The sequence below is a fragment of the Burkholderia paludis genome, from assembly GCF_000732615.1.
In the GTDB taxonomy this organism is placed as follows: Bacteria; Pseudomonadota; Gammaproteobacteria; order Burkholderiales; family Burkholderiaceae; genus Burkholderia; species Burkholderia paludis.
In genome coordinates, this window is record NZ_JPGL01000035.1 from 36941 (window position 1) to 61672 (window position 24732).

Below are 24732 nucleotides of genomic sequence, written 5' to 3' on the forward strand. Positions count from 1 at the left end.
TCGGTTCGACGCGAAAGTGAGCCACGCTCGGGCCACTCATGCGGCGCTATGTAAAATAACCCGTCGCGTTTGCGCGATTTCACTCACTTACCGTTGCGGGTCGTCATGCACCGAAAGCCTGCATCCACAAGCCCTGACTGGGTGATGCGCGCCCAGCCGGCCGACGGCATCGAGCGCATTGAGGCCTGGTTTCGCGGCAAAGCTTACGCGATGCATCGCCACGATACGTACGCGATCGGCCGTACCCTCGCTGGCGTGCAGAGTTTCAGCTATCGGCGTAGTCGGCGCGATAGCTTGCCGGGCAACACCATCGTGCTGCACCCTGACGAGGCGCACGACGGTCAGGCGGGTACGGGCGAGGGTTTCCGGTACCGCATGATTTACGTGGAACCGGCACTGATCCAGGACATATTGGGTGGCCGGGCGCTTCCGTTCCTCGAAGGCGGCGTGACAACGGATCCGCGTATCGGCGCGGCAACGGAAATCCTGCTGCAAGGGGTGGGCGACACGCTCGAACCGCTTGAGCAGAGCGAGGCGCTGACGGAGCTGGCGCATGCGTTGTCCGCTGTCGCGGGAATGCCGCGCGAACGAGGCAGAGGCGATTATTTCGCGGCGCGCCGTGCTCGCGATTTCCTGCTCGCAAACTTCACCCGCGTAGTCACGCTCGACGAAGTTGAAGCCGCAACAGGCCGCGACCGCTGGAGCCTCTCGCACGATTTCCGTGCGTTCTACGGCACGAGTCCGTATCGCTACCTCACGATGCGTCGACTCGATGCCGTGCGGCGCCTGTTGCTCGCAGGCGTGCCGATCGCGAGTGCGGCGGCGGACGCAGGCTTTGCCGATCAAAGCCACATGACGCGTCATTTCCTCAAGACCTTCGGTCTGACTCCGGGGCGCTGGCTTCGGATCGTGGGCAACGTGCCCGCCGGTTGAGTCGTTACCCACAATCGTTCAATACAGCCGTCGGGCGGCTGATTATTCTCGACGGCATGTCCATACCGAACGGAGAGAACGATGTCCACATCAACACATGCCGGCACGGCTCCCGCCTCACGCGGTCAATGCGAGGCGATCGACTTGATCGGCAGGATTGCACTGATCGACGGGCACTGGCAACCGCGTGTGGTCGCGGAAATGAACGACTATCAGTTCAAGGTCGTCAAGCTTGAGGGCGAATTCGTCTGGCACAAACACAGCGATACCGACGAGACCTTCATCGTGCTGGACGGCGAATTGCGAATCGACTTTCGTGGTGGGCCGTCGGGCGACGGCACTATCGTGTTGCACGCCGGCGAGATCGCCGTTGTGCCGAAAGGCGTCGAGCACAAGCCCTGCGCGCCTGCCGAAGTCAAACTGCTGCTGATCGAGCCGCGCGGGGTTGTGAATACCGGGGACAGCGCAACGAGCGAGCGCACTGTGGCAAACGATCAGTGGGTTTAAGGCGCTGCCTTTGAGAGCAAGGGGGATGGCTCGCTTCCCTCGTGGGGCCGCATGGCGAGGGCGCGAATGTCGGATGCCGTTCGCGCCGCCCCGATCGTGAATGACAGAAGGTGGTGGCGCGTTCGCAGGTTGAGACTGGCTTCGTTCGACCTTGAATGGTCGTTTGACTCCCTACAAAGCAGACGCTCGACTGATTGGAATCTCGTCGGTGTCTACGCTTTGGATCGATACCACGCCGTGCTTTTCGGTGTAAACAAAAGTATTACGGCCAGAACTTCGGCGACGTTCTCAAGATTGTTGCCTAGACTCGTCGATAGGTTCTCCGGATTCATCGAGTGGCTTAGCAGGAGAAGAAGGAAGGTGAGTAACGATATTGCTGACAAAACGTTCTTTGCCCAGCGTCGCCGATAAAACAACTTTGCAATCAATGTCCCTTTCACTAGCACCCATACTGCGGATGCCGCCACGCTGAAGATCGTAATGTTTCTCAAAGTACTACCCGAAATCTTGGTAGAAATGGAGAAATCTTCCAGGGAGAGCAGATAGGTGGCGTAGGAAAGGCTGGCCAAAAGACGCAGGGATAGACAGAAAGAAATCAGATAAATAAGGGCGGCAACTTGCGTAGTTGCCGGGGCGTCCCTGTTGAGGATCGGAACGCTCTCGAGAAGATTGAACTTTATCGCTGGCATTTTATTCGGCGCTTCATCGGATTAACAAAAAATGTCGATCTCCGCATGTCGACGGCTCGAAATTACCAAACGACAACTGACGAGCGCATGCTGGAAAATGTGACGCGACTAATCAATCTCATGGCACTGCATGCCGATTATCATCGATCTGGCCTGGCGTGTCGAATGTCTCGCAGTGGCCGGCCACCGACCGATACGCTCGGTCGAAACCGGTCCTTTGCAGGCCTTCCACTTGCCCACTTCGACGCCAGAAAGCGGTCGTGCCTTGTTCAGTGATCGACCAAGAGGTTTGCTGGAAAAACGGACTAAACATCCGCCGCGATCCATGCCAGGACGCTGTTTCGGGCGTCTTCTGGATCCCGACGATTCCATCCGACATCGATCATTACTTGGCGCTCGCCTTCACCAAACAAAAGCGTGACCTGCCCCCTCTTGATTCTTGTCGAGGCCCACTGGAAAACATAGCCACGCTCGTTTCGACTGGAGAAGTCCAGGCAACTGACGAGTCTTTCAGCCGTCCGCTCCGGTGATTCCCAATGAGTCGACGCTGCGCCCTGCGCGAGCGCCGCTTCGTATTGCTCCTTTTTGAAGACGATGCGGTGACCTTGGGCCAGGTGCCAGACGACTTGGTCACTGAACACCTCAACGTCTGCGAGCTGATCTCCGCAGCCAATTACACCGCAACTGCATCTTCCGATAAGAAATTCTCCGCCGGCCCGAAGTGCGGGCTGACCAAAGAACTCTGGAGGGTCGAGGCCAAGACAGTCTGGCCCAAGCGTGTTCAGAATATCAATCCCGGTGGCCAGCGGACGCACCTCATGGTCATTTGACTCAAGGGATTCGGCGAAAGAAAATTCGAGAAAATCCATTTTGATCCCGGTCGTTTGTCATGCCGATTACATTAGCCGATTCGACAGGCCGCATGAACGTCCACGCTCACGACACCGACGAACGCGGAGGAAGGTAGCCGACCCATTTCGGCCCGTTGCCTTTCTCGATATCGAACGTTCGGGCCTTGCGCCGTACCCGCCCATATCGACCACTCGGCACGCACGTTGGTCTCAACAATCACTGCGGATGGTTGCCTGTTTGAAACCGCGCTGCTTGACCAGCAAGTCCACGATTTGCTCGCTGACGAGTTCGGCCCAGCGACGATATTGGCCAGCACCCGGGTGAAATCGATCACGGGCCATCTCGAGCGGCTTTGCTGCCCAGTCGAGCGATATATAGCGCGCGGCGTCGTCCTGGCTTATCCACCGTCGCAGCATACGGTCCAGACGCGTTGCATATCGGCCCAGATACCAGCGTAGCGGGTGCTGGGTCGCCGGCAGAATCCTCAATGGCGGCAACCCTGTTGCAACCAGGCCAACTACGCCGGTGCGACGGCGGACTTCTTCGACCAGCCGCCGGTAGTCTTGCAGGAACTGGAGTGGCGAACGTTGCGACGTTACGTCGTTCGTGCCCAATGCAATCACGAGAAAGTCCGCCGGTTGCAATTGGCTCTGCCTTAACAACGCCAGCGACTCCTCGGTGTTGACACCCGACTTTGCGACCAGTTGCCATGTAATTGCCTGCCCAATTTGATGGCCAGCAGTTTGGCGACGGGTTGCGCCAATGCCTGCGTCTGATCTTCTACGCCCACTCCTGCCGCCGAGGAATCACCGACGACCAGAATTCGCAATGCCGGTTGCGGGACGTCTCGCAAGCCCTCACTCCCGCAACGAGGTCCTGCTGCTTCCGGCAGACGCAGCGCGGTTCGCCTTAGCCTGCGCGCCTGTATCAACAGAACGGGGCCGAGGACAAGTTTGTAGAGACGCAACATTTTCAGTTCAGGGCAGAAGAAGAATAACGGTCGCCATGCAGAGACGGGCGCCCCGGGAATCGCCCGATTGTCGCCAATCCGGACGCGTCAGTTCACGGACCGTTGTTGGCTGATCGCCGACCGCGGCAGATGGGGGGGGCCTCCCACTGGATGCTACTTTCATGGCCGTCCGAAGGGGACGCTCCGACCGGTTCACGATTTCGATAGTGACAGGAGATAGTCCGCTAGACCACCGTCCCTCCACACATTCGTTTCTGTTCGATCGACCCGGTCCTTGGGATCAAGGTCACGCTCGACTACTTTTCCGGATCCGGAATTATTTTCGATCGGGCGTGCGATATCCAGTTGTATTCGAATGACTATCCATTCCAGGAAAAGGTTCGGCATTCGCGGTGTTCGGTGCAACTGCTCCTTATAAAAGTACGGGTCGACGCCCAGCCATATCAGACCCTCCACCCACTGCCCGACTCTCGCGAATCTTGGTGGTCTGGTATTGGAGAAGACCTTGACTCCGAAGTCTATGACCCACACATGACGGGTCGCGAATATCACTTGCGCTACAACGTTGTAGCGGCAATCCCCATTTGGGGCGCAACGCATTGCGCGCTCGTCGGACGGAGCCAATGCCGAACCACCGAATTCAAGCGCAAGCGCGTACGACTCGCCGCGCTTGAAGTCTTCGTAGTTTCCGTCCTGGATAATCCACGCATTGAGACCAACAGTCAGTTCGGTCATTTGTAAGCCATCAATCGTTGACAGGAGTTGGCCGCCTGGCGACCGATGCCGGCGGCCTTGTACATGTCGCCTTCGCTTTCCGAGCAGCGTCTACGTCGGCGACTTCCATTCGCCCGCCCATAGATCGAAATACCTGAAGGCGGAGATTCGGCCGAGCACGACTTGCTCGCCGGTGTCATCGACGACCTTGAATGGGACGGAGATTCCGAAACGACCTTCCGGCAGGGGAAAGATCTCGGCGAACGGAGCCACGCTGCCCAATTTCTCGACCACTTCGGCGTGGCTCCCTGCCACAACGACGACTTGAATGCCCATCAGCGCTTGAACTCCACGGCGGCAACATCACGGAGTCGTGCTCTGACTCGATCAAGCGTCGCTTCGCTCACCGATTGCCCACGGACGTCATGGACAAGTCTGCATTTCCAGGAGTCTGAAGGCAGGTGCGGCCGACCGTGCAGAATTCGCGCACGGTTGTATTCGACGCTAAGTCGCACGGCTTCAGTGGATTCCAGGCTGTGGTTGGCTACCAGAACGAACTCGCCCAACCCGGTGTTTACCATTTCCGGCGTGAACATTTGAGTCCTCTCCGCCACAAAAAAGCGATTCTATTCGGACCCTCCGCGCGTGACGCGCCGATGAGAAGCCTGAACTGCGGTATGTCGCGAACCGGCGTGTCGAGATGTGGCGGATTGCAAAAACGGCGATTGTGGACAATCTAGTCGCACAAGTTGATGAGTGGCCGTCAGGGGGATTCAACCGGTCGATGCAACACTCTGGACACTGCGTAAGCAGTTGGGGGTGTTGCAAATAAAGCAGCGGAGCAGGATCGACTACATCGAGCCTCGAAAGGCGCGGATGGGGAGCGGTAGCGCAAGGGTGACACGCTCTATCAGACTGCCCAACTGTCCGATCTGCTCGGCAGGTTTCGCATTCGAATGACGGGCAGGGAACGTACCGCCGGCCAATCGAAGCCCTGCGGCGCTACCAGGTGGCCGTTGATTTCGCTGCGTTTTACCGACGTAGATATCGGTCGCGCGCTGACGGGCCTTTTCCTCGCTTCTGAAACCTGCCCGAATGGACGAGCCACCTGATTGGAATAGTGAGTGGCCCTCGGAATAGGGCGCTATTAAAGCAAAAGTCCGCGCCGATGATAACTGTCAATGTTGACAGGTGTCGCCCTGATTCACGTTGTTACCGAGCCGACGGCAGCACCGCCTTGCCCGCCGTTTCCATTCAGTGCTGAGCGGACGATCGCTTACGCGTGACGCCATTTTGCCAACGTGGGCAGTTCGCGCTCGACGGCCGCATCGTCCAGACGGGTCCAGCTATGGAACGTACCGTCCCATCCCGGAACGGGCAGCGGAGCCGCGCAGCGAATGTCCGCGAGGCCCGGCCGATAGGCCTGGGATGGCCAGAACAGCGGCATGATGCGGCGCGCTTCCATGCCTTCGCGCAATTCGGCCGGCCCGCCCGCGTCGGCCACGATTTCGCAGTGGAACGACCAGTCCTCCTCGTTCCAGGCGAGAAAGACGCTTGGCGCACCGGCGGCGTCGAACATCAGCACCGCGTCCTGATTGGGGCGCCAGTAGTATTCGACGATGCCTTCCCGCGCGGCCACCTCGTCGATCAGCCTGACGATCCGCGGATCCCGGTAGGTCGCCCCCGCCTCATGCAGGCCGATGTGCCCGCGGGCCGCGCAGAACTTGCGTTTCGCGTTGTCCAGCACGGTTGCCAGCTTGCGGGGCATCTCGACGTCGGTTTTCTTCAGATAGCAATCGATCAGTCCCGCGTTGAATGCTTCCACCGCCTCGCGCTCGTCGGCGATGCCGGTCAGCAGGATCTTCATGCAGTTCGCGTTGCGGATGGACGCAAGAAACCGGATGCCGTCGACCTCCGGCATCGAATAATCGACGACCACCGCGCCCACCGCCTCGAATCGGGCGGGATCCGTGAGCACATCGTGGCCGATCGCATTTCCGCCGCTCTTCTCTGCACCAAAATAGTCCGCGGCGGCCGGTGGGATCTCCGCGTCACGCGACGACACGAAGTCGAGCGCCGCCTGGGGCTGCGTAAAGAACCGGTGCAGGTGTTCGTCCGGAAATGCGCCGCGCAGTGCCTGCAGGAAATCCGGGTTGTCGTCGACAAACACCACGGACACGGGGTAAAGCACCGGCTGCCTAGCGAAGGATTGCATTCGAGTCTCGATAAATCAGCAGAGGAACGTGCGGTACCGGAGACGCTTTACCGCAAACGACGGCCGCGTTGCACGACCGCGTCAATTATCCGGCGAAAACGGGATGCGCATCAACTGTTACTCATCCGCGCATTCGGCGTGTGTCAATCGCGCCACTCGGCAGAAATGCACAGGGAGAATCGGGCCATTCCTTCTCGTTGAAGGAATGCGCAGCTACCGCCAGTAGCGACTCAAGGAGTTTTCCATGCTGACGCGAGACGCGATTCTTCACGTCCTTTCCAACGAAACGACCCATCTGTCCGAAAAGACCTTTCATCACGTGGTCGACATTTACCTCAAGGATTCCAATGCCTTTATGAATACCTATTTCGCACGATATTTCGAATGGCAGGGCGTGTGCCGTGAACGCTGGTTTCACGAATGCATCCACAACAACCTGCTGGCGGCCGGCGGGTCGTTCGTGACGAAGCGCGCGCATCAGGAATACGTCCAGGAGACGTTTCCGTTCCAGCGGGTCGACTGCTACCTCAATACGTTCGAGGTTCGGCAGTGCTCGGCCTATCTGCTGTTCCGCTTCTACGTTGACGGGCGGCAGGTGTCGCTGGGGTATCAGCAGATCGTGTTTGCCGGTTCCGACAAGCGGATCCGCCGGTTTCCGGCGGGCATCATCGAGCGGGTCAAGGCGTATGAACTGATCCTGCCGTCGGCCGCGAACTGAAGGTGAGACTGCCTTACCCGATGCGATAGCGCCGGGTGGGCGCCGGCGGATCGCGCAATGCCTGGTCCGCCGGCGAACCGGGTTCCGGCAGCCGGATCGTGAACGTGGTCCGGACGCCTGGGACGGATTCACACGCGATGGTGCCGCCGAACGCTTCGCATACGCGGCGGCAGAAGCTCAAGCCTATGCCGGCGCCTTGGCCGTGCGATTTGGTGGAGAAGAAATCGTCGAAGATTCGAGGGAGCACATCGGGGGCGATGCCCGGTCCCGTATCGCTGAAACGCACCACGCAGTAACCGTCGCTGCGATCGGCCCCGATCTCGATCAGCCCGTGGCCGCTTGCGTGGATCGCGTACAGGGCGTTTTTCAACAGATTGAAGATGACGAAGGTCACGAGCGAGTCGGATCCGGAAAACTGAAGGCCCGGATCGATCGCGTCGGCCGACACGCGGTCCCGCTCGCCGGGCCGGAAGGGAAAGCGATCCAGCGCGGCGTCGACACAGGCCCGTATCGGACAGGCGGCGAAGCCGTGGCGATCCAGCCGGTCCAGCGTAAACGACGCCAGGGACATTTCGACCACGGTACTCGTGGTGTCGACCTGGCGCCGGATCGACGATGCGAGCGTCGGCAGCCGCTCCAGTTGTCCAGGATACAAGCCGTCGGCGCACAGCCGGTGCTCCACCGCCAACCGATACCCGCGCAGCAGCACCGGCAGGACGTTCCGCAACTCGTCCGCGTGCAGGCCGATCGCCGCCAGCGGCGTGGCTACCTCGTGTGCGACCGTCGCGGCCAGCAGATAGGGGCCCATCAGGCCATAGCGGACGATCGACGCCGCGAGAATCCCGAGACTGAGCGCAATGAACAGCACCCCCACCGGATAGAACTCGGCTCCGTAGTTCACGGCATAGTCGGTGGCCGCGAGCGAGTAGAGGGCCAGGCTGACGAGGCATTGCGCAAGCAGTTTACGGACGTCTCGCGCCTTCTCCCGCCGCCTTGCCTCGATCAGGAGCCAGGCGCTGCGGCCGGCCAGGAAAGCCGTCTGCACGACGTGCAACGGATGCAGGAATCCCGCCTTCGGATACGGGCCAAAGAAATGCAGGCGGAATCCATCGACGACATCATTGCTCGTGACCAGCAGCCCGGCCATCAGGACGCAGAGCCCGTAGGATGCGAACATGATCGGCCGCTCGCTCCGGCGCGACACGATCTCCGTGACGAAATGATAGAAGGTCGTCGGCAGGAACAGGATGAACAGATAGCCTGCCTTGACCAGCAGGTTGGCGACGTTCGCATCGGTCGTCTGGAACAGGAACGCCCATGTTCCCTGCCAGACGAAGGTCGACGCACACATCAACGCGAACGGGACGGACACGCGCGTGAGCCCCTTGGTGGCCAGCACGTAGAGGCCGAACCCGAGGAACAGGGCAGATATGAACGCGGGAAAGATCGAGTACATGATGCGTAAATCCACGATGTTCACTGGTCGCGCACCACTGAACTGTCTCGGCCGGTGCCTTTAACGAGAGTAGCACGCAGCCGTAGGCGAGCGAGCGCGGCGGGTTGGTCCACGGGGCCTCCGCGCATCACAATGGCTGGTCGCGCGCGTGACGATGCCGGATAGGATAATCGAACGCCATAGCGATCGTGAAATGGTCGCCGATTTACATCCTGGCCGCTACAGGCGGTTTCCCCGTGTTTGCATTCGCCATTGCGATTGGGCGAGCTGTCGCAGTGGCGAATGTCGAGCGCCTTGATGTAACGCAAGCCGCGGTCGATCGTGTGAAGCGGGAACGCTATCGAGACGTCAATTTCGTTCGGTAAAACTGCCTGGCGAGAAGGTAAGTCGATATCGATTTGCAAATGTATTTTCGAATCAATTGTATTGATGGAACATGAAATATCGAATAATCGGTTGACTCTATACACCTATCCGTGAATTCGCGTCCCTGTCATTATTGCTGGGGCGCGAAGGGGCCGCCTCGTTGCCGTGGGCGATGGTGGCGTTGGCGTTGCTCGCGCCGGCCGTGGCGCAGTCGGCCAGGATGCATGGGTTCCGGCCCGGCCGCCGGGGCGCGATGGTCTGACGGGAGGCATCTTCGGGCGATGCGGCGATGCTCTTGTGCTACGGAATCGCGCCAAGGAAACCTGGAGCGATCCGGGCGCGAGTCTTGCGGAACACGTGGCCGGAACCTGGCAGCGGCTTGCCATGAACCGGTTGCGCTTGCGTCAAGCCGATCACGCTTTGGGGCCGTCTGAATCTGCCGAAGGGCCCCGTTGATGGGCGGATGCAACTGGTGAGGCATGGAGCGTGTAAGCCGCCAGCCTGCAAAATCCGGGTTCGCGTGCGCGATCGTACAGGACGATCGAAGCCAGAAACAATCGCGGCAGGACTGTGGTAGATTCCGTCTGCAGCCAAGTGCTGCGAACGTTCTCAGGGCGGGGTGAAATTCCCCACCGGCGGTAATCGCGCGATTGCGCGTAGCCCGCGAGCGCTTGCCGGGGATGGTTGTCACGGCAAGGTCAGCAGACCCGGTGTGATTCCGGGGCCGACGGTTAAAGTCCGGATGAGAGAGAGCGGGGTTCGTTGCGTACGCAAGGTACGCGGCTTGTCCCTGTGCGCCCATTCAACTCACACAGGATCAGCCGATGACACAGATTTCCCACGTTTCCCCAACTGCCGCTCCCCGTATCGCTTTTGTCCAGTCGTGCTGGCACAAGGAGATCGTCGACCAGTGCCGAATCGCGTTTGTCGATGCACTGGGCCACGCGAACATGAGCGAAGCGGATTGCGATTTCTTCGAAGTGGCCGGCGCGTTCGAGATTCCGCTGCATGCCAAATTACTCGCGAAAACCGGCAAATACGCGGCCATCGCCTGCGCCGGGCTGGTTGTCGATGGCGGCATCTACCGCCATGACTTCGTCGCGCAAGCAGTGATTTCGGGTCTCATGCAGGTGCAGCTCGATACCGAGGTGGTGGTGCTGTCGGCTGTGTTGACGCCGCATCATTTCCATGGATCGGCCGAGCATGTCGGTTTCTTCCACGAACACTTCCTCGTGAAAGGCGCGGAGCTCGCGCGTGCATGCGTCGATACGATCGGCGCGGTTGCCGCGCTCAAGGCGGAATCCGCGGCCACTGCGATGAAGCAGGCCGCCTGACGCTTGCGCTGCGTCCTTGCCGAACGGCAGGGCGCGTGCCGCGGGGTGGTTTGCCCCGTGGCACGCATGGTGGCTTTGCTGGCGCGTCCGCGAAGCTGACGTCGATGCCGCGCTTCTGCAGTCGTTCGACGTATTCTCGAGCGGGCCTGCGGTACGTCGCGACCGTATGGACGCGATTCATTGCGCCGAAATTCGCAAACACGAGGGCAGGCTACGTTTCCAGGCGATCCAGGAACGCCATTATCGCGTCGCGTGATCCAAGAATTTTCTTGTCTGCCCCGTAGTCGCCAAACAGTCGCTGGTGGCCAATGTATGAACTTGGCCCTTGACGGCTTCGATACGTCGAAGTCCAATCCAGCAATGCGTCGAATGACGCCGCGTCTCCTCCACGACGCACGCCCCGTTGGCGAATGTTCTCGACGCATTCCGTTTCATCGGGACACAGCCAGATGAGTGCCGTGGAGTCGCTACGGATCTCGTTGACGAGCGAGCCGTAAATTCCTTCTATCACCCAGCGGTCGGTTCTCGCGGCGTCTCGCAGCAACCGTAAGGCCTCGTTGCGCTCGCGAGCAACGTTGTACCCGCCTGGAAGCCAATGAATCGAATCCAGATCGATACAGGGCGACCCCATGCGATTTGCAATGCGTTCGGCAAGCCAGCTCTTTCCCGAACCGGAATTTCCCACTATCAGTGTTCTAAGCAAATTCATGCGGAGACCTATCTCGTGTTGCGCAGTGGTTGCTCCCGGGGTATGCCCGGGGCCGGCATCGATGCGCAGCTTACTCGCGCGGGCGGTGGAACGCTATCGAATCGGTTCGAAGCGTGCGGTCGAAGGCCGCAACGTTGTCGGGTTATGTCGAGCGCTTACTCTATTCAGAGGACGATCGTTCCTGATGACCGCACGGAATACCGCGGTCTGTCGTAAACGATGACCAGGACGCGTGATTTCGCGAACAGGTTGACGTGGCGATTGGCGGGGCGGGGAGCCGGAAGCAGATCGGATTCCCTTTTTCAAGTAAAGGCGGAATTGGTTGCGCAACGTGACGTTCTACAGTGTCGAACCTGCGGTGCCGCGACTCTGAACCAGACGAGGTGCGATTCAAGCCAGGCGTTGGGAGGGACTGCTGGCGGCGAGTATGTGCATACCGTGGCCGGACGATCTCTGATTCGCGAATAAAGACGCCGTGCACTTTCTACTACGTCATTTCTTGTTGCTTTCATATTCTTTCGTTGTCGATGCAATTTGGCGATTTTTAAGAATCATGAGATGTATAAAGTAAATCCAGACTCGAATGTCTTATTGACAGGCGTGGGCCGACTGGTTAGATTGACCACATGAGCGCACTTTTCGTCACGACTACCACGACTACTACCACGACCGCCAATGGCGGGCCGGGGAGAGGTTGTACGTCGTAGGCTGGCGCCTCAAGCGATCCCCAAGCCCCGCCGGAAACGGACGGGGCTTTTTTAATGCTCCGTTCGACTGGTACCCATGTCAACGGAGAACATAATGGGCGAAGTCGACCACCGAGTGCCTGGTAAAAAACTGGATCTGTTTTACCGGCAAGATGAAAGTCCAGTCGCCATTTTGGGGTGCCGGCGCGGAATGATTCCTTATCGGATCGTGGGGGGATATATCCACGTCCGCATGCGCCAGGTCGGCTTCTCCGGCGCGTGGCCTCCTCGGATTATCTCGTGCAGTCTTCGGAAACGGAGCGGTCGGTTTGAGACGCTATGGATACCTATGTTTCCCATTGAAGACGATAGCAACCCGCACGGTCTCAAGCCGATGAGTTGCCCGTGTCGCGTGCAGATCTTCAAGAAAGGCGCCCGATCGCACCCGGATCTCCCGATTCGATACTCCGAATTCGGGGCAGTCCATCGAGCCGAACCGTCCGGGGTGCGCCACGGCCCCATGCGCGCCCGCGCGTTCACTCAGGACGATGCCCAGGTTCTCCGTACGCCTGATCGGATCGAGGCCAAAGTCGCACGATTCGGTGTGTTGCCACGGACGATCCATGCAGATTCAGGGTTTGGAGAATTCGATGTGACTTTGTCGACGAAGCCAGCGGTCCGTGCCGGCGACGATGGGGTGCGGGACCGCGCAGCCGTCGTGCTCACGGAAGGCACGGCTGGCGGCGGCGCGATCGAGGGGATGGTGTCTGCGGGGGAGCGGTCCGACGCGCTTGCGCTCGAGCGTACGTTCCAGCGCGGGCTGGAGACGGCTCGCGAGTCGATCGCACTACCGGGGTGAGACGATGGATGCAATCAAGTTCACGCGCGCGTCGGTATGGCTTGCCGGAATAGCCGAGGACGTGCCGATTTCAACGCGAATCCTGCTGATCTTCCAGTTCCTTGTGAATCTGTCCGTGTTCGGGTCGCTGCCGTTGCTCGCTGCGTTTCTTGACCTTGAGCGTCATCTGGACGCCGGCCGCGTTGCCAGCGTACTGACAGTGAACTTGCTGGCGAGCCGGTTGATGCCGCTGGTGCTGGGTGCGTCGACGGATCGTTTCAGCAGCCGCGTGCTGGCCACGCTCGGTCTGATCTGCCGTGCCGCAGGATTTTTCGGATTCGCGTTTACGTCGTCGTTTCCGGGGCTGCTGATGTGGGCATGCTTGTCCGGGCTCGGTGCTGCTCTTTATGAAACAACCGCGTATTCGATCTTCGGGTCGCTCGATTCTGCCGTGCGTCCAAAGGTGTTTGCACTGAATAATCTGGCGCTCAACCTAGGGGCGCTGATCGGTCCGGCGCTGCTGATTGCCGTGCCGAACAACGATCGTTCGATGCCGTTTCTGGCAAGCGGCGTGATTTTCACCGCGCTCGCATTCGTGGCGCCCTGGATCTCGGGGCGGAGCGCACGCAAAGCTGCCGCGGTACATCCGCTGCGCGGCTTGCTGATCGTGTTCGGAGACAGGCGGTTCCGCCGGCTATGCTGGGCGCTCGTTCCATTCTGGACGGTGTACACGCAGATCTATGTCTTCATCCCGCTGACGTTTTCGCATGGCGCAAACGGCTACAACGGCGTTCGGCCGTTCTACATCGCGAACGCGCTGATCGGAATCGCCACTGCTTCGCTTGGCATGAACTGGTTTCAGAGGACGGCCTGGCGATCCCTGATGACCATTGGGCACGCGGCAATGTGTTGCTGCTTTGCGATTGCTGCATTGCTGTTCGGTCGCATCGATGGTGCCGGCGCGTCGCTGGTCATTCTGATTGTCGTCGCGATCGTCTTCACGTTTGGCGAAAGCCTGATCCTTCCGGCATCGAATATCGCGCTTGCCGATCTGACGACCGAGGGTAACGCCGGCAGCTATTTTGGCGCATCGGCGATCTCCTGGGCGATCGGCGGGATGCTCGGCAACTTCATTGGCAGCGTTGCCGCCGGCTGGACCGTGCTTACGCCGGGATGGGCCACGTTCACGGGGATCTCCCTGATTGGTCTGCTGGCATTCTGGAGAGGGCATGAGTGAATCGTGAACCCGCCGTGGCGAGCGGTGCGACGGGTACTGCTCTGACGTCGAGCAAGCGCGGTATCGAGCCGTTGCGCGCCGAGCGCCGTGCCATCCATGGCAGCGGCCTCGGCAAATATCGGTGGGTCGCCGAGCGCACGCATGCCAGGCTGCATCACTTCGGTCGTCTTCGTATGCGTTTCGAGCGCCGTGCTTACATTCGCCGCGCACTCCTCAAACTCGGCTGCCGCTCGATCGCCTGGAATACTTTGCAGCGGACTCGTCAACCTTCGTGAAACCGCCTCATAAAGATATTGGGATCCTGTCGTTTCAACCTCGTATCGGAATCCTTTGGTTTGAAATCGGACGGGCGAACGTGACGCCCGTCCGTATCGAGCCCCGTACCCGCTTCGCGTGACTTTCGCCGCAACGGTACGGAGTCTGGCCGCATCGCCCGATGTCACCCCACCTGCGCGCCACGCTCCTCCGCAAGCAACCGGCGATAGTGAGGCAGCGCCCCAAACAGCAACCACACCGCGAGCGCGGCCGCGATCGTGCAAACGATCCCGATCGAATCGCCGACCATCTTCGGATTGCCGAACACGCGATCGCTGAAGAGCGCGATCAGCGTCGGCCCGAGCCCGAACCCGATCAGTTGCGCGAAAAACGAGTAGAGCGCACCGACGGTGCCGCGCATGCGGCTGGGCGCGACGAGTTGCAGCGCCGCCGCCATGCACCCGGTCGGCAACGTGAAGAAGAACACTGTGCCGCCGGCTGCGACCAGCGTACCTGTCGCACCGGGCGCAAACGGGATGCTCGCGCAGCACAGCAGCATCGGGATCATTGCAAACGCGGCCGTGCGCAACGGTGCGTCCTCGTACCCGCGCCGTTCGAAGCGGCGTACGACCCACGGGCCCGCCAGTGCGCCCGCCATCGCGCAGCAGACCACCAGCGCGCCGAAACGAAACCCGACGAGCGCAGCGGGCATGCCGTGCGAACGGATCAGGTAAGTCGGCATCCACGCGGGCATGCCCAGCACGACAATGGCGAGCATGCCGACGCCGAGCAAAATGCGCGCGTAGAACCCGCGCCGCGCCCACAGAAATGCAGCGGATTCACGGGTCGAGAACTGGCGGTCGTCCGCACTGCCGCTGACGACCTTGCTGCGCATGGGCTCGCGCACCGTCAGCCACACCAGCAACGCGAACAGCACGCCCGGCAGCCCGATCAGCACGAATGCCAGTTGCCATGTCTCGAACCCGGCGAGTACCGGGAACTGTCGATGAACGTCGCGGGCGAACGAGATGACGAGGCCGCCGGCGACGAGCGAAAGCCCGCCGCCGAGCATCGGGCCGAGAATGAACACGCTCATCGCGCGCGGCATCTGCCTTGCCGAAAAGCAGTCGGCAATCATCGACAGCGCGATCGGAAACACGCAGGCTTCGCTGGCCCCGACGCCGAAGCGTGCGAGGAACAGCCCCTGGAATGTCGTGGCCTTGCCGCACAGGGCCGTGAAGATGCACCACAGGCAAATGCCGACCAGCAGGATGTTGCGCCGGTTGGCGATGTCGACGAGCCGGCCGAAGAGCGGTGACGCGATCAGGTAGGCGGAAATGAACGCGATGCCCTGAACGAGGCTGAGCTGCGTGTCGGAAATGGCGAGCGAGTGACGGATCGGGTCGACGAGCAGGTTGAGAAGCTGGCGGTCGATGTACGCGAGGGAATACGCGAGCGTGATGATGGCCAGGATGTACCACGACCGGAGGCTGTCATGGACGACCCTCGACGAGGTTCGTCCCGATAGCGCATCGTCCAGGCCGCCGACAGGCGGCACTTCATTCATGGCATTCCTCATCTTGTCTCCGATACGATCGTCTGATGCATGTGAAAGGGGATGTCGGGACGGCATGCCGCTTGCGCGTCGGGCCGGTCATGGGCATCTGGTCAGCCTGGGTGGTCGTTCGACGCATGGGGGATGCCGCTCACACGTGCTCGATTACCAAACTATCGTTAGGTAGTTTGGCGTGACGCCAAGCGATGTGCCATGCGTGTTATCCATTAAGCATCGCTGCCGCGGGCCATGAATCAAGCGGCGACTTTCACGCGGTGCGACCCGATGTGGCGTACGCGGCGTCCGGCGCGCGCGTTGTCGATACGTCAGCGCGCCCGGTCCCGCCGGAATCGGCATCCGCGTTCGGGTTTGACCGGATGGAGCGATCGCCTGCGTCGAATCAATCTATCGTTCGTTAGGTAAACGGAGGATGCCGAAGATGGCGTGCCCGCCGGCAGCCCGCTCCGCATTCCGAAGCACGGAATGCGACGCTTGGCCGATGGAACGCGCATACGTCGGCGTTGCCGATCGACAGGGGAAAAGAGGCCGCACGAACGGCCCGGCGTCGATGCCGTGAGGTCGCGTATCACGCTGTGACACGACGCAATGCGCTGCGCCCATCCCGGGCGCAGGCGTAGCGTTCCGGAACTGGAGGAGCACGATGACTGACGATGTATCACGCGATTCGCAGCGCTTGCCGGAAGGCTTCGAGGCGCTCGAACCGTTTCTCGACCGATGGCATGCGCCGACGTCGCACGCGCGCTGGATCCATCGCGCGGCTACGCCGTACGCAGAGATCGTGACGTTCTACGAAGCGATGTCCGAGCGGGCGGAGGAGGCGACGGTCTATCTCGAGCAATTTCCGCTCGACGACATGCCAGCGCCCGCGCGGAACCTGTTTCGCCTGCTGCTGGCGATGTGCCATGCCGCGATCGCCGTCGAAATGCACAAGGCGTCGGGCATCCGGCATGCGCCACCCGTTCACGCATTGACGATCGCGGCCGGCTTTCAGCCGCACGGCTGAGCGCGCGTCCTCGGGCGATCAGAACCCGTCGCCCCCATCCCTTTCAGGAGCTGGCATGAACCACCCTGGTGAACTCAAACCGAGCCTGACCGAATCCGTCGGCCTGTCGACGAGGCCGATGCCGACCACGCTGTACACGGATCCGGAGCAATACGAAACCGAACGCGAGCGAATCTTCCGTCGCGCATGGCTGATGGTGGGCCGCGTCGAGCGGATCCCGAAGCCGGGCGATTTCTTCGTCAAGGATCTGGCGGTTGCCAAGGCGTCCGTGATCGTCGCGCGTTCGGAAGACGGCAAGATCCGCGCGTTTCACAACGTCTGCGCGCATCGCGCGAATATCGTCGAGCACCGTCCGGCCGGCAACGCGAAGCGCTTCGTCTGTCGTTACCACAGCTGGGGTTACAACAACGCGGGCGAACTGGCGAACGTGCCCGATGAAGCGGGCTTCTTCCGTCTCGACCGGAAGAAATGCGGGCTGACGCCCGTCGCGCTCGACGTGTGGGACGGCTGGATCTTCATCAACCTGGCGCCGGCGCCGGAGGTCGGTCTCGCGGAATTCCTCGGGCCGATGGCCGATGCACTGTCCGGCATCGACTATCCGGACGCCGACAACGCGATCGTGCTGCGCGGCGAGTTCAAGGCGAACTGGAAGGCGGTGGCCGAAAACTTCAGCGAGGTGTATCACATCGCGTCGATCCACCCGAAAACGTTCGGGCCGATCTACACGGGCAGGGAAAACCCGTTCGGGCGGCCGCTGGGTGCGACCCTGCGCGGGGCGCATCGCTCGTTCTCGCTGTGGCTGAACCAGAGCGTCCAGGTGCCGGCGCACGCGAAGGTGATGCGCTGGCTGTTCTCGGCCGGCGAGACGGTGACCGGCACGCGCAATATCGCGCAGGCCAATCCGCTCACCGAGCACCGCGGCGTGAATCCCGAGCGGCATCCGGACTGGTCGCAGGACGTGAACTGGTTCTTCCCGAACTGGCATCTGCAGATCTCGGCGAACCAGTTCTGGACGCACGAGTTCTGGCCGACGTCGGCGAACACGACGGTCTGGGAAGCGCGCTTCTACAACAAGAAACCGAAGAGCGTGCGGGAGCGTCTGCAACTCGAGCATTTCACGTCGCACATCTCCGACGGCATGCTCGAGGATCTCGGCAACATTGAATCGATGCAGGCCGGCATGGAGACGGGCGCGAAACCGTTCGTCCATTTCAACGAGAGCGAGATCCTGTGCCGGCACGGGCTCGAGCAGGTTGTCCGATGGTCGTCGGCGTCGACCGTGAAGGACGCGATCGCGTAGCGCCGGTGTCGGCGATCGGCCGCTGCCGGTCGCCGACGCACCGGCCCGCCTGCTTTCATCGAGGCGCGAAACCCGCGATGCGCAACGGCCCGGGCCTGCCTGCGGCCGCCCGGCGCGACGCGAGGTTCGAACGCGTGCTCAGGGCGCCGTTTTCGCATCCTGTAGCAGCATGTCGGCGGCTTTCTCGCCGATCATGATGGTGGCGGCATTGGTCGCACCCGAAATCGGCAGCGGCATCACGGACGCATCGGCGACGCGCAGGCCCTGCACACCGCGCACGCGCAGTCGCGCGTCGACCACCGCCATCGGGTCGCTGCCGGGCCCCATGCGTGCGGTGCCGTTGTGATGATAGACGGTGCCGCCGCGTTGGCGCGCGAACGCGAGAATCTCGTCGTCGCTGCGTATGTCGCTGCCGGGAAACATCTCGTCGACGTAGTATGGCGCGAACGGCCGCGCCTGCAGTACGGCCCGCGCCATTTTGACCACGCTCACCATCGCGCGCTGGTCCGATTCGTCGGTCAGGTAGTTGGGTTGGACCTCGGGCAGTTCATCGATGTTCGTGGAACGCGCCCGCACCCAGCCGCGACTGTCGGGGCGCTGCTTGTGGCCGCCCAGCGTCATGCCCGGATAGTGATCGAGCAGGCCGGGCAATCCTTCCTGATAGCTGCCGGGCGTAAAGGAAACCTGCAGGTCGGGGCGCGGCAGCGACGGCTCGGAGCGGAAGAAGAAGCGCATCGGGACCGGGCCCATGCTCAGGATGCTCGGCCGCCCGAGGAAATACCGGGCGATCTCCCGGGCAAGCGGCAGGCCGCGCCCGCGTTCGTTGAGGGTGGCGACGTCCTTCACCTTGACGGCCACGCGCAGGTTGAAGTGATCGACGAGGTTGGCGCCCACGCCGGGGAGGTCGACCCGCGGTTGCACGCCGATGGCGCGCAGATGCGTGCTGTCGCCGATGCCGGAGATCTGCAGCAGGCGCGGCGTGTTCAACGCACCCGCCGCAACGATCACCTCGCGATTGGCGCGCACCTCGCGCTCGGGTGCGCCGGCGCCGCCGGTCCGATACCGCACGCCGATCGCGCGGCGGCCGTCCAGCAGCACGCGCGTCGCGGGGCTGCAGGTGCGCAGCGTCACGCGTCCCTTCCTGACGGCCGGATGCAGGTAGGCTCTCGCGGCGCTCCAGCGCCGCGCCAGGCGGCCGCGCGTGTCGATCATGAAATGCCATGGGCCGACGCCGTCCTGCGCGTCGGCATTGGCGTCGGCCACATACGGATAACCGAGGCTCTCGACCGCTTCGACGAACAGGTCGCACAGTGGCGCGGGCATGATCGGGTCGGTTACGATCAACGGGCCGTTGCGGCCGCGATAGCGATCGTCGCCGGGACCGATGCGCGTCTCGGCCTTCCTGAAGAACGGCAGCACGTCGTCGTAGCGCCAGCCCGGGTTGCCGAGTGCGGCCCAGCCGTCGAAATCGGCCTGTTGACCGCGGTTGTAGACCATGCCGTTGATCGAACCCGAGCCGCCCACGACCTTGCCCTGGGTCAGCTCGATGGTGCGCCCGTCGGTGCCGGCGATCGGCCCGCTGCGAAAGCGCCACACCAGCCGGTCGTTGAACAGGTTCTTGATGTAGCCCGCCGGAATGTGGATGAACGGGTTGATATCGGGCGGACCGGCTTCCAGGACGCATACGGTATGGCCGGCTTCGGCCAGCCGCGCGGCCACCACGCTGCCGCCGCTGCCCGCGCCGACGACCACATAGTCGAATGTGTCGGTCATGGTTCACGCATCCAGATTGAAATTGACGGTCTTCAGCTCGGTGAACGCCTCGATCGTCGACCAGCCGCCTTCGCGACCCACGCCCGAGCGCTTGATGCCGCCGAACGGCGCGTTCGGAATGCTGGCGAAGCCGTTGACGCCGATCGAGCCGCTCTTCACCGCGCGCGCGACGCGAAACGCGCGGCTGACGTCCGTGGTGTATACGCAGCCGGCGAGACCGTATTCGCTGTCGTTGGCGATGCGTACGGCTTCCTCCTCCGTATCGAACGGAATCACCGACAGCACGGGGCCAAAGATTTCCTCCTGCGCTATCCGCATGTCGTTGCGCACGTTCGCGAACAGCGCCGGCTCGACCCAGTTGCCGATGCCGAATCCCGCGCCCGGAACACCGCCGCCAGCCAGCAGCGTCGCACCTTGTTGCCGGCCGCTTTCGACGTAGTCGAGCACGCGCGCCTGGTGGCGCCTGGAAATCATCGGCGCGGACGTGGTGGTGGCGTCGAACGGATCGCCGAACCGTACCTTCGCGAGTTGCGCCTGCGCGTGATGCAGGAACTCGTCCATGATCGAGCGATGCACGATCGCGCGCGACGGCGTGGTGCAGACCTGCCCCGACAGAAAAGTGGAGCACAGCCCCATGAGCGCCTGCGCGGTAGCCGGCACGCTGCGCGTGTCGGGAAAGACCAGCGCCGCGCTCTTGCCGCCCAGTTCCAGCGACAGGCGCTTCATGGTCGGCGCGCTGGCCACCGTGATGCGTTCGCCGACGAGCGGGCTGCCGGTGAAGGTCACCTTGTCGACGCCCGGGTGCGACGTGAGCGCCGTACCCGTTTCGGTCGCACCGGTCACGAGATTGAAGACCCCGGGCGGCAAATCGCTGTCGGCCAGGATCTGCGCGAGCCGGCTCACGGCGAGGTTGGTGAGCTCCGACGGCTTGACGATCACCGTGCAGCCGCAGGCCAGCGCCGGCGCGACCTTCATCGCGAACGTCATCACCGGGCCGTTGTACGGCAGGATCGCCGCGACGACGCCCACCGGGTCGCGGAAGGTCATGTACTGCATGTTCGACGCGCCGGAGAAGATCGGCAGCGTGTCGCCGTTGATCTTGTCGATCCAGCCGAGGAAATGGTCGAAGATGTCGGCGGCGGCTTTGGCCGATACGCGCGAGTTGCGGCTGAACGTGTACGGAATGCCGTTGTCGAGCGTCTGCAATCGGGCGATTTCGTCCTCGGCCGCATACAGCCGCTCGACGACGGGCTGCAGCAGGCGCTTGCGGTCCTGCGCGCGCATGCGCGGCCACGGACCCTCGTCGAACGCCTTGCGCGCCGCGGCCACCGCGAGCGCGACGCCGCGCGTGCCGGCCTCGGCGAAACGGGTCATGACTTCGTTCGTGCAGGGATTGATCTGGTCGAAATGTGCATCGGGCCAGTCGAGCCACCGGCCGCCGATGAAAAGGCGGCCGGGGCTGACATTCAGCGCATCGAGCCGGGAAACGAGACTGAGCATGGATTCGGAAAGGTAAGGGGCTTACTTCGGCACCCCGGTGAAGACGTAGCCGCCGTGCGGGTCCTTGCTGACCAGCCCGAACGACGGCGAACAGAAATGCGTGCAGGCAAACAGCGTGGCGCTCCCGTCGAGGCGCGACAGGAGCGCGTGCCGCGTGGCGGCCGACTGCGCGTTGTCGTAGTCCAGCACCAGCGCCATGTCCGGCCTGGCGACCTGCACCGGATGGTGCATCGCGTCGCCGCCGATGATGAATGTCTCCGTGCCCGCGTCGACCTCGACCGCGATGTGGCCGATCGAGTGTCCCGGCGCGGAGAACACCGAGATGCCGTCGCCCAGGTCGGTGTCGCGATCGATGAAGTTCGCGAGCCCCGCGTCGACGACGGGCTGGACGGATTCCCGGAACGAAATGTCCTGCGCGTCGTACATCGCGTCGTTCGGGTCGCCCTGTTGCGCGTATGCGTATTCCGTCTTGCCGAAGTGGTATTTCGCGTTCGGAAAGGTGGGCAGCCAGCGGCCGTCCTGCTTGTAGGTGTTCCAGCCGACGTGATCGAAATGCAGGTGCGTACACAGCACGTCGGTGACCGCGTGGCGGTCGATTCCGGCCTGCTCCAGCGTGGCCAGGAAGTCGAGCCGCAGCTCGGCGAACGCGTCGAAGCCCGCGAGCTGCTTGTCGTTGCCGACACAGGTGTCGATCACCAGCACGCGCTTGCCGGTCGCAACGACGAAGCACTGGCTGACGGCACGCATGCGATGTGCGTCATCCACGTAGGGCGGCTTCATCCACGGAATGGACTTCATCACGTCGGGTGTGGCTTCCGGCAACAGCGTGCCCAGGATGCCACCGATGTCCATCTCGACGATCTGCACGATTTCCGCGCGACCGATCCGGGAACGAATGGTGTGCAGCAACGGCATGGCGTTCTTCCTTGGAGAGGGGGCGCGGGGCGCTTGACCGCGGGCGCTCGGGGGGAGCAGCCGGCAGGCATCGTCGAGAAATACCTGGCGAGGGCCCGTACATGGCGGATGGATTCAACCACGGCGTGCGGCGTTGCGGTCGATCCTCCGCCACGCTGTTCCGTACATCGGAGCATGCAGGCGAGGACCGCCCCGTCGGGACGAATGGGCGCGTCGAGATCGCCAATGTACGGAACACTAAATAATGCGAAATTGACGCTGGAACCTTGCCGTCAGTAGCATCGGCCCAGCTGCGTGTCGTCGATGTCGGGCGGCGCTGTCGGTCGGTCGCCGCACCGATGTGGCGGAAGCGGGTGAGGGGCGGGCAGCGGGCAGCGCGACCCCGAGCCGTCTGCCGGCTGCCGGGTGCGGCCCGCATATCGATAAAAGCGAGGAGATGCCACGACGATGAAGTTGTCATTCAAGCAGCGGCTCGGGTTGCCGCTGGTCCTGAGTTTGCTCTGTCTGATCCTGCTGTCCGTCGCCGATGCGTACCGGAGTCGCGAGATGCGTCTCGACGAGCGCAAGGCCGACCTCGTGCACGCAACCCAAATCGCGCTCGCCACGGTCGGGTTGTACGCGAAGCGGGCCTCCTCGGGAGAGCTGAGCATCGAGCAGGCTCAACGGCAGGCGATGGACGTGATTCGCGGCATGCGTTACGGTGAAGCCGGCAGCGGCTATTTCACGATCGTGAATTCGAAGGGGGTGGTCCTGATGTACCCGTTCGACACATCGATTCAGAACAGGCCGTTGAGCGAATTGAACCCGAAAGCCGCTGCCATCGTCCGGCAACAGATCGATCTGGTGGCCGGCGCCGGCAGCGGCTTCCAGCGCTTCGACTATCCGAAGGAGACGTCCGGGGTGACCACGGACGCGGCCCGGATCGCGTACATCGACACCTATCGTCCGTGGGACTGGATCGTCAACACCAGCCTGTTCGTCGACGACATCGACACGGCGTTTCATGCAGGCCTGCTGCAAAGTCTCGGCATTTGCGCGTTGATCGCGCTGGCGATGAGCAGCATCGTCGTGGCGCTCAATCGCGGCATTGCGAGGACGCTGGGCGGGGAGCCGGGCTATGCGGTCGAGATTGCCGGACGAATCGCGGCCAACGATTTCACGGCCGCCATCGCGACCGCGCCGGGCGATCGCGGCAGCCTGCTTTATTCGATGAAGCGCATGCAGGCGAATCTGTCGGCCGCCATCAACGGCATCAAGGCAAGCGCCGATTCGATCGCATCGGCGGCCGCACAGATCTCGGCCGGCGATCTGGATCTGTCGCGGCGTACGGAGTTGCAGGCCGCGTCGCTGCAGGAGACCGCGGCGAGCATGGCGGAACTCTCGTCGCGAGTCGGCCAGAACACGGACAACGTCCGCCAGGCGAGCCAGGTCGCGGTGCAGGCCGTGCAGGCGGCCGGGCGTTGCAACGGTGTCGTCTCGCGGGTCGTCGATGCGATGGGCAGTATCGATGCAAGTTCCGGCAGGATCGCCGAGATCGTCGGCATCATCGAAAGCATCGCGTTCCAGACCAACATCCTGGCGCTCAACGCCGCCGTCGAAGCCGCACGGGCCGGCGAGCAGGGGCGCGGTTTCGCGGTGGTCGCGTCGGAGGTGCGTTCGCTCGCCCAGCGATCCTCGTCGGCGTCGAAGGAAATACGGGGCTTGATTCACGAATCCGTCGAACATGTCAGGGGAGGCGTAGCGCTCGTGAACGCCGCGGGGACATCGATGGCCGAGATCATGCATGCGATCTCGCGCGTGACCGACCTGATGGAGGAAATCGCTGCCGCCTCGGTCGAACAGGGGCACGGCATCGATCAGGTCAATCAGGCCGTGTCGGAGATGGACCGGGCGACGCAGCACAACGCGGCGTATGTGGAGGAAGTCGCCGCCGCCGCGCAGTCGCTGGACGATCAGGGCAAGCAGCTCGTCACGATGATTTCGCGTTTCGTCGTGCGCGAGGGCGACGGGTCGCCGATGCGGAAAGCGAGCGGCGCGCGGCGGTACGACGCGGCTGCGATCGCGCCGGGGCCGGTGTCGGCGGGCGAGTCGTATGCGATGCAGACGTGAGGACAATACCGCTGTCGCTTTGCATTGCCGTCGCGCGTGACGGACAGCATGCGCGTTGCCGGCCGGCGGAACGACGC

22 protein-coding genes, 1 pseudogene and 1 riboswitch are annotated in these 24732 nt (G+C 62.4%); of the genes and pseudogenes, 10 read left to right on the forward strand and 13 right to left on the reverse strand.

The window, feature by feature from the left end; translation table 11 throughout:
- The first annotated feature begins 105 nt into the window (after nucleotides 1–105).
- Together GQ56_RS0122060 and GQ56_RS0122065 are read left to right on the forward strand one after the other, a co-directional pair.
- Nucleotides 106–933: an AraC family transcriptional regulator gene (locus GQ56_RS0122060; protein ID WP_031400699.1), complete on the forward strand. Its 828-nt coding sequence runs from the start codon at nucleotides 106–108 to the stop codon at nucleotides 931–933.
- A gap of 81 nt (nucleotides 934–1014) precedes the next feature.
- Nucleotides 1015–1440 (forward strand): cupin domain-containing protein, encoded by a 426-nt coding sequence (locus GQ56_RS0122065; RefSeq protein ID WP_031400700.1) that lies wholly within the window; start codon nucleotides 1015–1017, stop codon nucleotides 1438–1440.
- Between the two features lie 212 nt (nucleotides 1441–1652).
- Here GQ56_RS0122065 and GQ56_RS44520 read toward each other — a convergent pair whose 3' ends face one another.
- The 7 genes from GQ56_RS44520 to GQ56_RS0122080 form a co-directional block, all read right to left on the reverse strand.
- Complete coding sequence (locus tag GQ56_RS44520) at nucleotides 1653–2129, reverse strand: hypothetical protein (RefSeq protein ID WP_152601817.1); 477 nt, start codon at nucleotides 2127–2129, stop codon at nucleotides 1653–1655.
- Nucleotides 2130–2434: 305 nt separating this feature from the next.
- On the reverse strand, nucleotides 2435–2998 hold the full coding sequence (locus GQ56_RS44525; RefSeq protein ID WP_152601818.1) for a hypothetical protein: 564 nt from the start codon (nucleotides 2996–2998) through the stop codon (nucleotides 2435–2437).
- A 192-nt stretch (nucleotides 2999–3190) separates the two neighbouring features.
- The gene (locus GQ56_RS46580; RefSeq protein ID WP_321029202.1) at nucleotides 3191–3745 is read right to left on the reverse strand and encodes an SGNH/GDSL hydrolase family protein; all 555 of its coding nucleotides are present in this window, start codon (nucleotides 3743–3745) and stop codon (nucleotides 3191–3193) included.
- Between the two features lie 398 nt (nucleotides 3746–4143).
- Nucleotides 4144–4686 (reverse strand): hypothetical protein, encoded by a 543-nt coding sequence (locus tag GQ56_RS44530; RefSeq protein WP_152601819.1) that lies wholly within the window; start codon nucleotides 4684–4686, stop codon nucleotides 4144–4146.
- Nucleotides 4687–4776: 90 nt separating this feature from the next.
- On the reverse strand, nucleotides 4777–5001 hold the full coding sequence (locus GQ56_RS0122075; protein ID WP_031400702.1) for a hypothetical protein: 225 nt from the start codon (nucleotides 4999–5001) through the stop codon (nucleotides 4777–4779).
- Entirely contained in the window at nucleotides 5001–5261 is a 261-nt protein-coding gene (locus tag GQ56_RS41645; protein WP_075122985.1) for a hypothetical protein, read from the reverse strand. The genes GQ56_RS0122075 and GQ56_RS41645 overlap by 1 nt, the downstream gene beginning before the upstream one ends.
- Nucleotides 5262–5941: 680 nt before the next feature.
- A complete protein-coding gene (locus tag GQ56_RS0122080; protein ID WP_031400703.1) occupies nucleotides 5942–6880 on the reverse strand; it encodes a response regulator in 939 nt (312 codons plus the stop codon).
- 244 nt (nucleotides 6881–7124) lie between these two features.
- On the opposite strand from GQ56_RS0122080, the gene GQ56_RS0122085 reads away from it, so the two are divergent.
- On the forward strand, nucleotides 7125–7598 hold the full coding sequence (locus tag GQ56_RS0122085; RefSeq protein ID WP_031400704.1) for an acyl-CoA thioesterase: 474 nt from the start codon (nucleotides 7125–7127) through the stop codon (nucleotides 7596–7598).
- A gap of 13 nt (nucleotides 7599–7611) precedes the next feature.
- On the opposite strand, the gene GQ56_RS0122090 is transcribed toward GQ56_RS0122085, so the two are convergent.
- Nucleotides 7612–9054, reverse strand: coding sequence for a sensor histidine kinase (locus tag GQ56_RS0122090; protein ID WP_031400705.1), 1443 nt, complete (start codon nucleotides 9052–9054; stop codon nucleotides 7612–7614).
- 967 nt (nucleotides 9055–10021) lie between these two features.
- Nucleotides 10022–10178, forward strand: a riboswitch (FMN riboswitch).
- A 66-nt stretch (nucleotides 10179–10244) separates the two neighbouring features.
- Between GQ56_RS0122090 and GQ56_RS0122100 the strand changes: the two genes are divergently transcribed.
- Entirely contained in the window at nucleotides 10245–10754 is a 510-nt protein-coding gene (locus tag GQ56_RS0122100) for a 6,7-dimethyl-8-ribityllumazine synthase (RefSeq protein ID WP_031400706.1), read from the forward strand.
- Nucleotides 10755–10965: 211 nt separating this feature from the next.
- On the opposite strand, the gene GQ56_RS41650 is transcribed toward GQ56_RS0122100, so the two are convergent.
- A complete protein-coding gene (locus tag GQ56_RS41650) occupies nucleotides 10966–11463 on the reverse strand; it encodes a P-loop NTPase family protein (protein WP_075122986.1) in 498 nt (165 codons plus the stop codon).
- An 801-nt stretch (nucleotides 11464–12264) separates the two neighbouring features.
- On the opposite strand from GQ56_RS41650, the gene GQ56_RS40205 reads away from it, so the two are divergent.
- The 3 genes and pseudogenes from GQ56_RS40205 to GQ56_RS41655 form a co-directional block, all read left to right on the forward strand.
- Complete coding sequence (locus GQ56_RS40205) at nucleotides 12265–13008, forward strand: aminoacyl--tRNA ligase-related protein (RefSeq protein ID WP_081894951.1); 744 nt, start codon at nucleotides 12265–12267, stop codon at nucleotides 13006–13008.
- Nucleotides 13009–13012: 4 nt separating this feature from the next.
- Nucleotides 13013–14224, forward strand: a complete 1212-nt coding sequence (locus tag GQ56_RS0122115; RefSeq protein ID WP_031400708.1) for an MFS transporter — start codon at nucleotides 13013–13015, stop codon at nucleotides 14222–14224.
- A 56-nt stretch (nucleotides 14225–14280) separates the two neighbouring features.
- Nucleotides 14281–14499, forward strand: a pseudogene (locus GQ56_RS41655) (IS5/IS1182 family transposase); the annotation flags it as partial.
- A gap of 164 nt (nucleotides 14500–14663) precedes the next feature.
- Here GQ56_RS41655 and GQ56_RS0122120 read toward each other — a convergent pair.
- Nucleotides 14664–16058, reverse strand: coding sequence for an MFS transporter (locus GQ56_RS0122120; protein WP_031400709.1), 1395 nt, complete (start codon nucleotides 16056–16058; stop codon nucleotides 14664–14666).
- Nucleotides 16059–16695: 637 nt separating this feature from the next.
- Between GQ56_RS0122120 and GQ56_RS0122125 the strand changes: the two genes are divergently transcribed.
- Together GQ56_RS0122125 and GQ56_RS0122130 are read left to right on the forward strand one after the other, a co-directional pair.
- Nucleotides 16696–17058 (forward strand): hypothetical protein, encoded by a 363-nt coding sequence (locus tag GQ56_RS0122125; RefSeq protein WP_031400710.1) that lies wholly within the window; start codon nucleotides 16696–16698, stop codon nucleotides 17056–17058.
- 55 nt (nucleotides 17059–17113) lie between these two features.
- Entirely contained in the window at nucleotides 17114–18358 is a 1245-nt protein-coding gene (locus tag GQ56_RS0122130; protein WP_043301567.1) for an aromatic ring-hydroxylating oxygenase subunit alpha, read from the forward strand.
- Between the two features lie 138 nt (nucleotides 18359–18496).
- Here the strand turns inward: GQ56_RS0122130 and GQ56_RS0122135 are convergent, their stop codons facing one another.
- Genes GQ56_RS0122135 through GQ56_RS0122145 form a run of 3 tightly spaced genes read right to left on the reverse strand, consistent with a single transcriptional unit; the run spans nucleotide 18497 to nucleotide 22546 of the window.
- Nucleotides 18497–20131 carry a GMC family oxidoreductase gene (locus tag GQ56_RS0122135; RefSeq protein WP_031400712.1) on the reverse strand — a complete coding sequence of 545 codons (1635 nt, stop codon included), beginning with the start codon at nucleotides 20129–20131 and terminating at the stop codon, nucleotides 18497–18499.
- A gap of 3 nt (nucleotides 20132–20134) precedes the next feature.
- Nucleotides 20135–21631 (reverse strand): aldehyde dehydrogenase family protein, encoded by a 1497-nt coding sequence (locus GQ56_RS0122140; protein ID WP_031400713.1) that lies wholly within the window; start codon nucleotides 21629–21631, stop codon nucleotides 20135–20137.
- A 21-nt stretch (nucleotides 21632–21652) separates the two neighbouring features.
- Nucleotides 21653–22546: an MBL fold metallo-hydrolase gene (locus tag GQ56_RS0122145; RefSeq protein WP_043301568.1), complete on the reverse strand. Its 894-nt coding sequence runs from the start codon at nucleotides 22544–22546 to the stop codon at nucleotides 21653–21655.
- 447 nt (nucleotides 22547–22993) lie between these two features.
- Between GQ56_RS0122145 and GQ56_RS0122150 the strand changes: the two genes are divergently transcribed.
- Complete coding sequence (locus tag GQ56_RS0122150; RefSeq protein WP_052007299.1) at nucleotides 22994–24655, forward strand: methyl-accepting chemotaxis protein; 1662 nt, start codon at nucleotides 22994–22996, stop codon at nucleotides 24653–24655.
- Nucleotides 24656–24732 lie beyond the last annotated feature (77 nt).

Excerpts from the sequence above, each read along its gene's own strand:
- GQ56_RS0122060 (WP_031400699.1), top strand. The coding sequence starts at position 106 with ATGCACCGAAAGCCTGCATCCACAAGCCCTGACTGGGTGATGCGCGCC.
- GQ56_RS0122065 (WP_031400700.1), top strand. The coding sequence starts at position 1,015 with ATGTCCACATCAACACATGCCGGCACGGCTCCCGCCTCACGCGGTCAA.
- GQ56_RS44520 (WP_152601817.1), bottom strand. The coding sequence starts at position 2,129 with ATGCCAGCGATAAAGTTCAATCTTCTCGAGAGCGTTCCGATCCTCAAC.
- GQ56_RS44525 (WP_152601818.1), bottom strand. The coding sequence starts at position 2,998 with ATGGATTTTCTCGAATTTTCTTTCGCCGAATCCCTTGAGTCAAATGAC.
- GQ56_RS44530 (WP_152601819.1), bottom strand. The coding sequence starts at position 4,686 with ATGACCGAACTGACTGTTGGTCTCAATGCGTGGATTATCCAGGACGGA.
- GQ56_RS0122075 (WP_031400702.1), bottom strand. The coding sequence starts at position 5,001 with ATGGGCATTCAAGTCGTCGTTGTGGCAGGGAGCCACGCCGAAGTGGTC.
- GQ56_RS41645 (WP_075122985.1), bottom strand. The coding sequence starts at position 5,261 with ATGTTCACGCCGGAAATGGTAAACACCGGGTTGGGCGAGTTCGTTCTG.
- GQ56_RS0122080 (WP_031400703.1), bottom strand. The coding sequence starts at position 6,880 with ATGCAATCCTTCGCTAGGCAGCCGGTGCTTTACCCCGTGTCCGTGGTG.
- GQ56_RS0122085 (WP_031400704.1), top strand. The coding sequence starts at position 7,125 with ATGCTGACGCGAGACGCGATTCTTCACGTCCTTTCCAACGAAACGACC.
- GQ56_RS0122090 (WP_031400705.1), bottom strand. The coding sequence starts at position 9,054 with ATGTACTCGATCTTTCCCGCGTTCATATCTGCCCTGTTCCTCGGGTTC.
- GQ56_RS0122100 (WP_031400706.1), top strand. The coding sequence starts at position 10,245 with ATGACACAGATTTCCCACGTTTCCCCAACTGCCGCTCCCCGTATCGCT.
- GQ56_RS41650 (WP_075122986.1), bottom strand. The coding sequence starts at position 11,463 with ATGAATTTGCTTAGAACACTGATAGTGGGAAATTCCGGTTCGGGAAAG.
- GQ56_RS40205 (WP_081894951.1), top strand. The coding sequence starts at position 12,265 with ATGGGCGAAGTCGACCACCGAGTGCCTGGTAAAAAACTGGATCTGTTT.
- GQ56_RS0122115 (WP_031400708.1), top strand. The coding sequence starts at position 13,013 with ATGGATGCAATCAAGTTCACGCGCGCGTCGGTATGGCTTGCCGGAATA.
- GQ56_RS0122120 (WP_031400709.1), bottom strand. The coding sequence starts at position 16,058 with ATGAGGAATGCCATGAATGAAGTGCCGCCTGTCGGCGGCCTGGACGAT.
- GQ56_RS0122125 (WP_031400710.1), top strand. The coding sequence starts at position 16,696 with ATGACTGACGATGTATCACGCGATTCGCAGCGCTTGCCGGAAGGCTTC.
- GQ56_RS0122130 (WP_043301567.1), top strand. The coding sequence starts at position 17,114 with ATGAACCACCCTGGTGAACTCAAACCGAGCCTGACCGAATCCGTCGGC.
- GQ56_RS0122135 (WP_031400712.1), bottom strand. The coding sequence starts at position 20,131 with ATGACCGACACATTCGACTATGTGGTCGTCGGCGCGGGCAGCGGCGGC.
- GQ56_RS0122140 (WP_031400713.1), bottom strand. The coding sequence starts at position 21,631 with ATGCTCAGTCTCGTTTCCCGGCTCGATGCGCTGAATGTCAGCCCCGGC.
- GQ56_RS0122145 (WP_043301568.1), bottom strand. The coding sequence starts at position 22,546 with ATGCCGTTGCTGCACACCATTCGTTCCCGGATCGGTCGCGCGGAAATC.
- GQ56_RS0122150 (WP_052007299.1), top strand. The coding sequence starts at position 22,994 with ATGAAGTTGTCATTCAAGCAGCGGCTCGGGTTGCCGCTGGTCCTGAGT.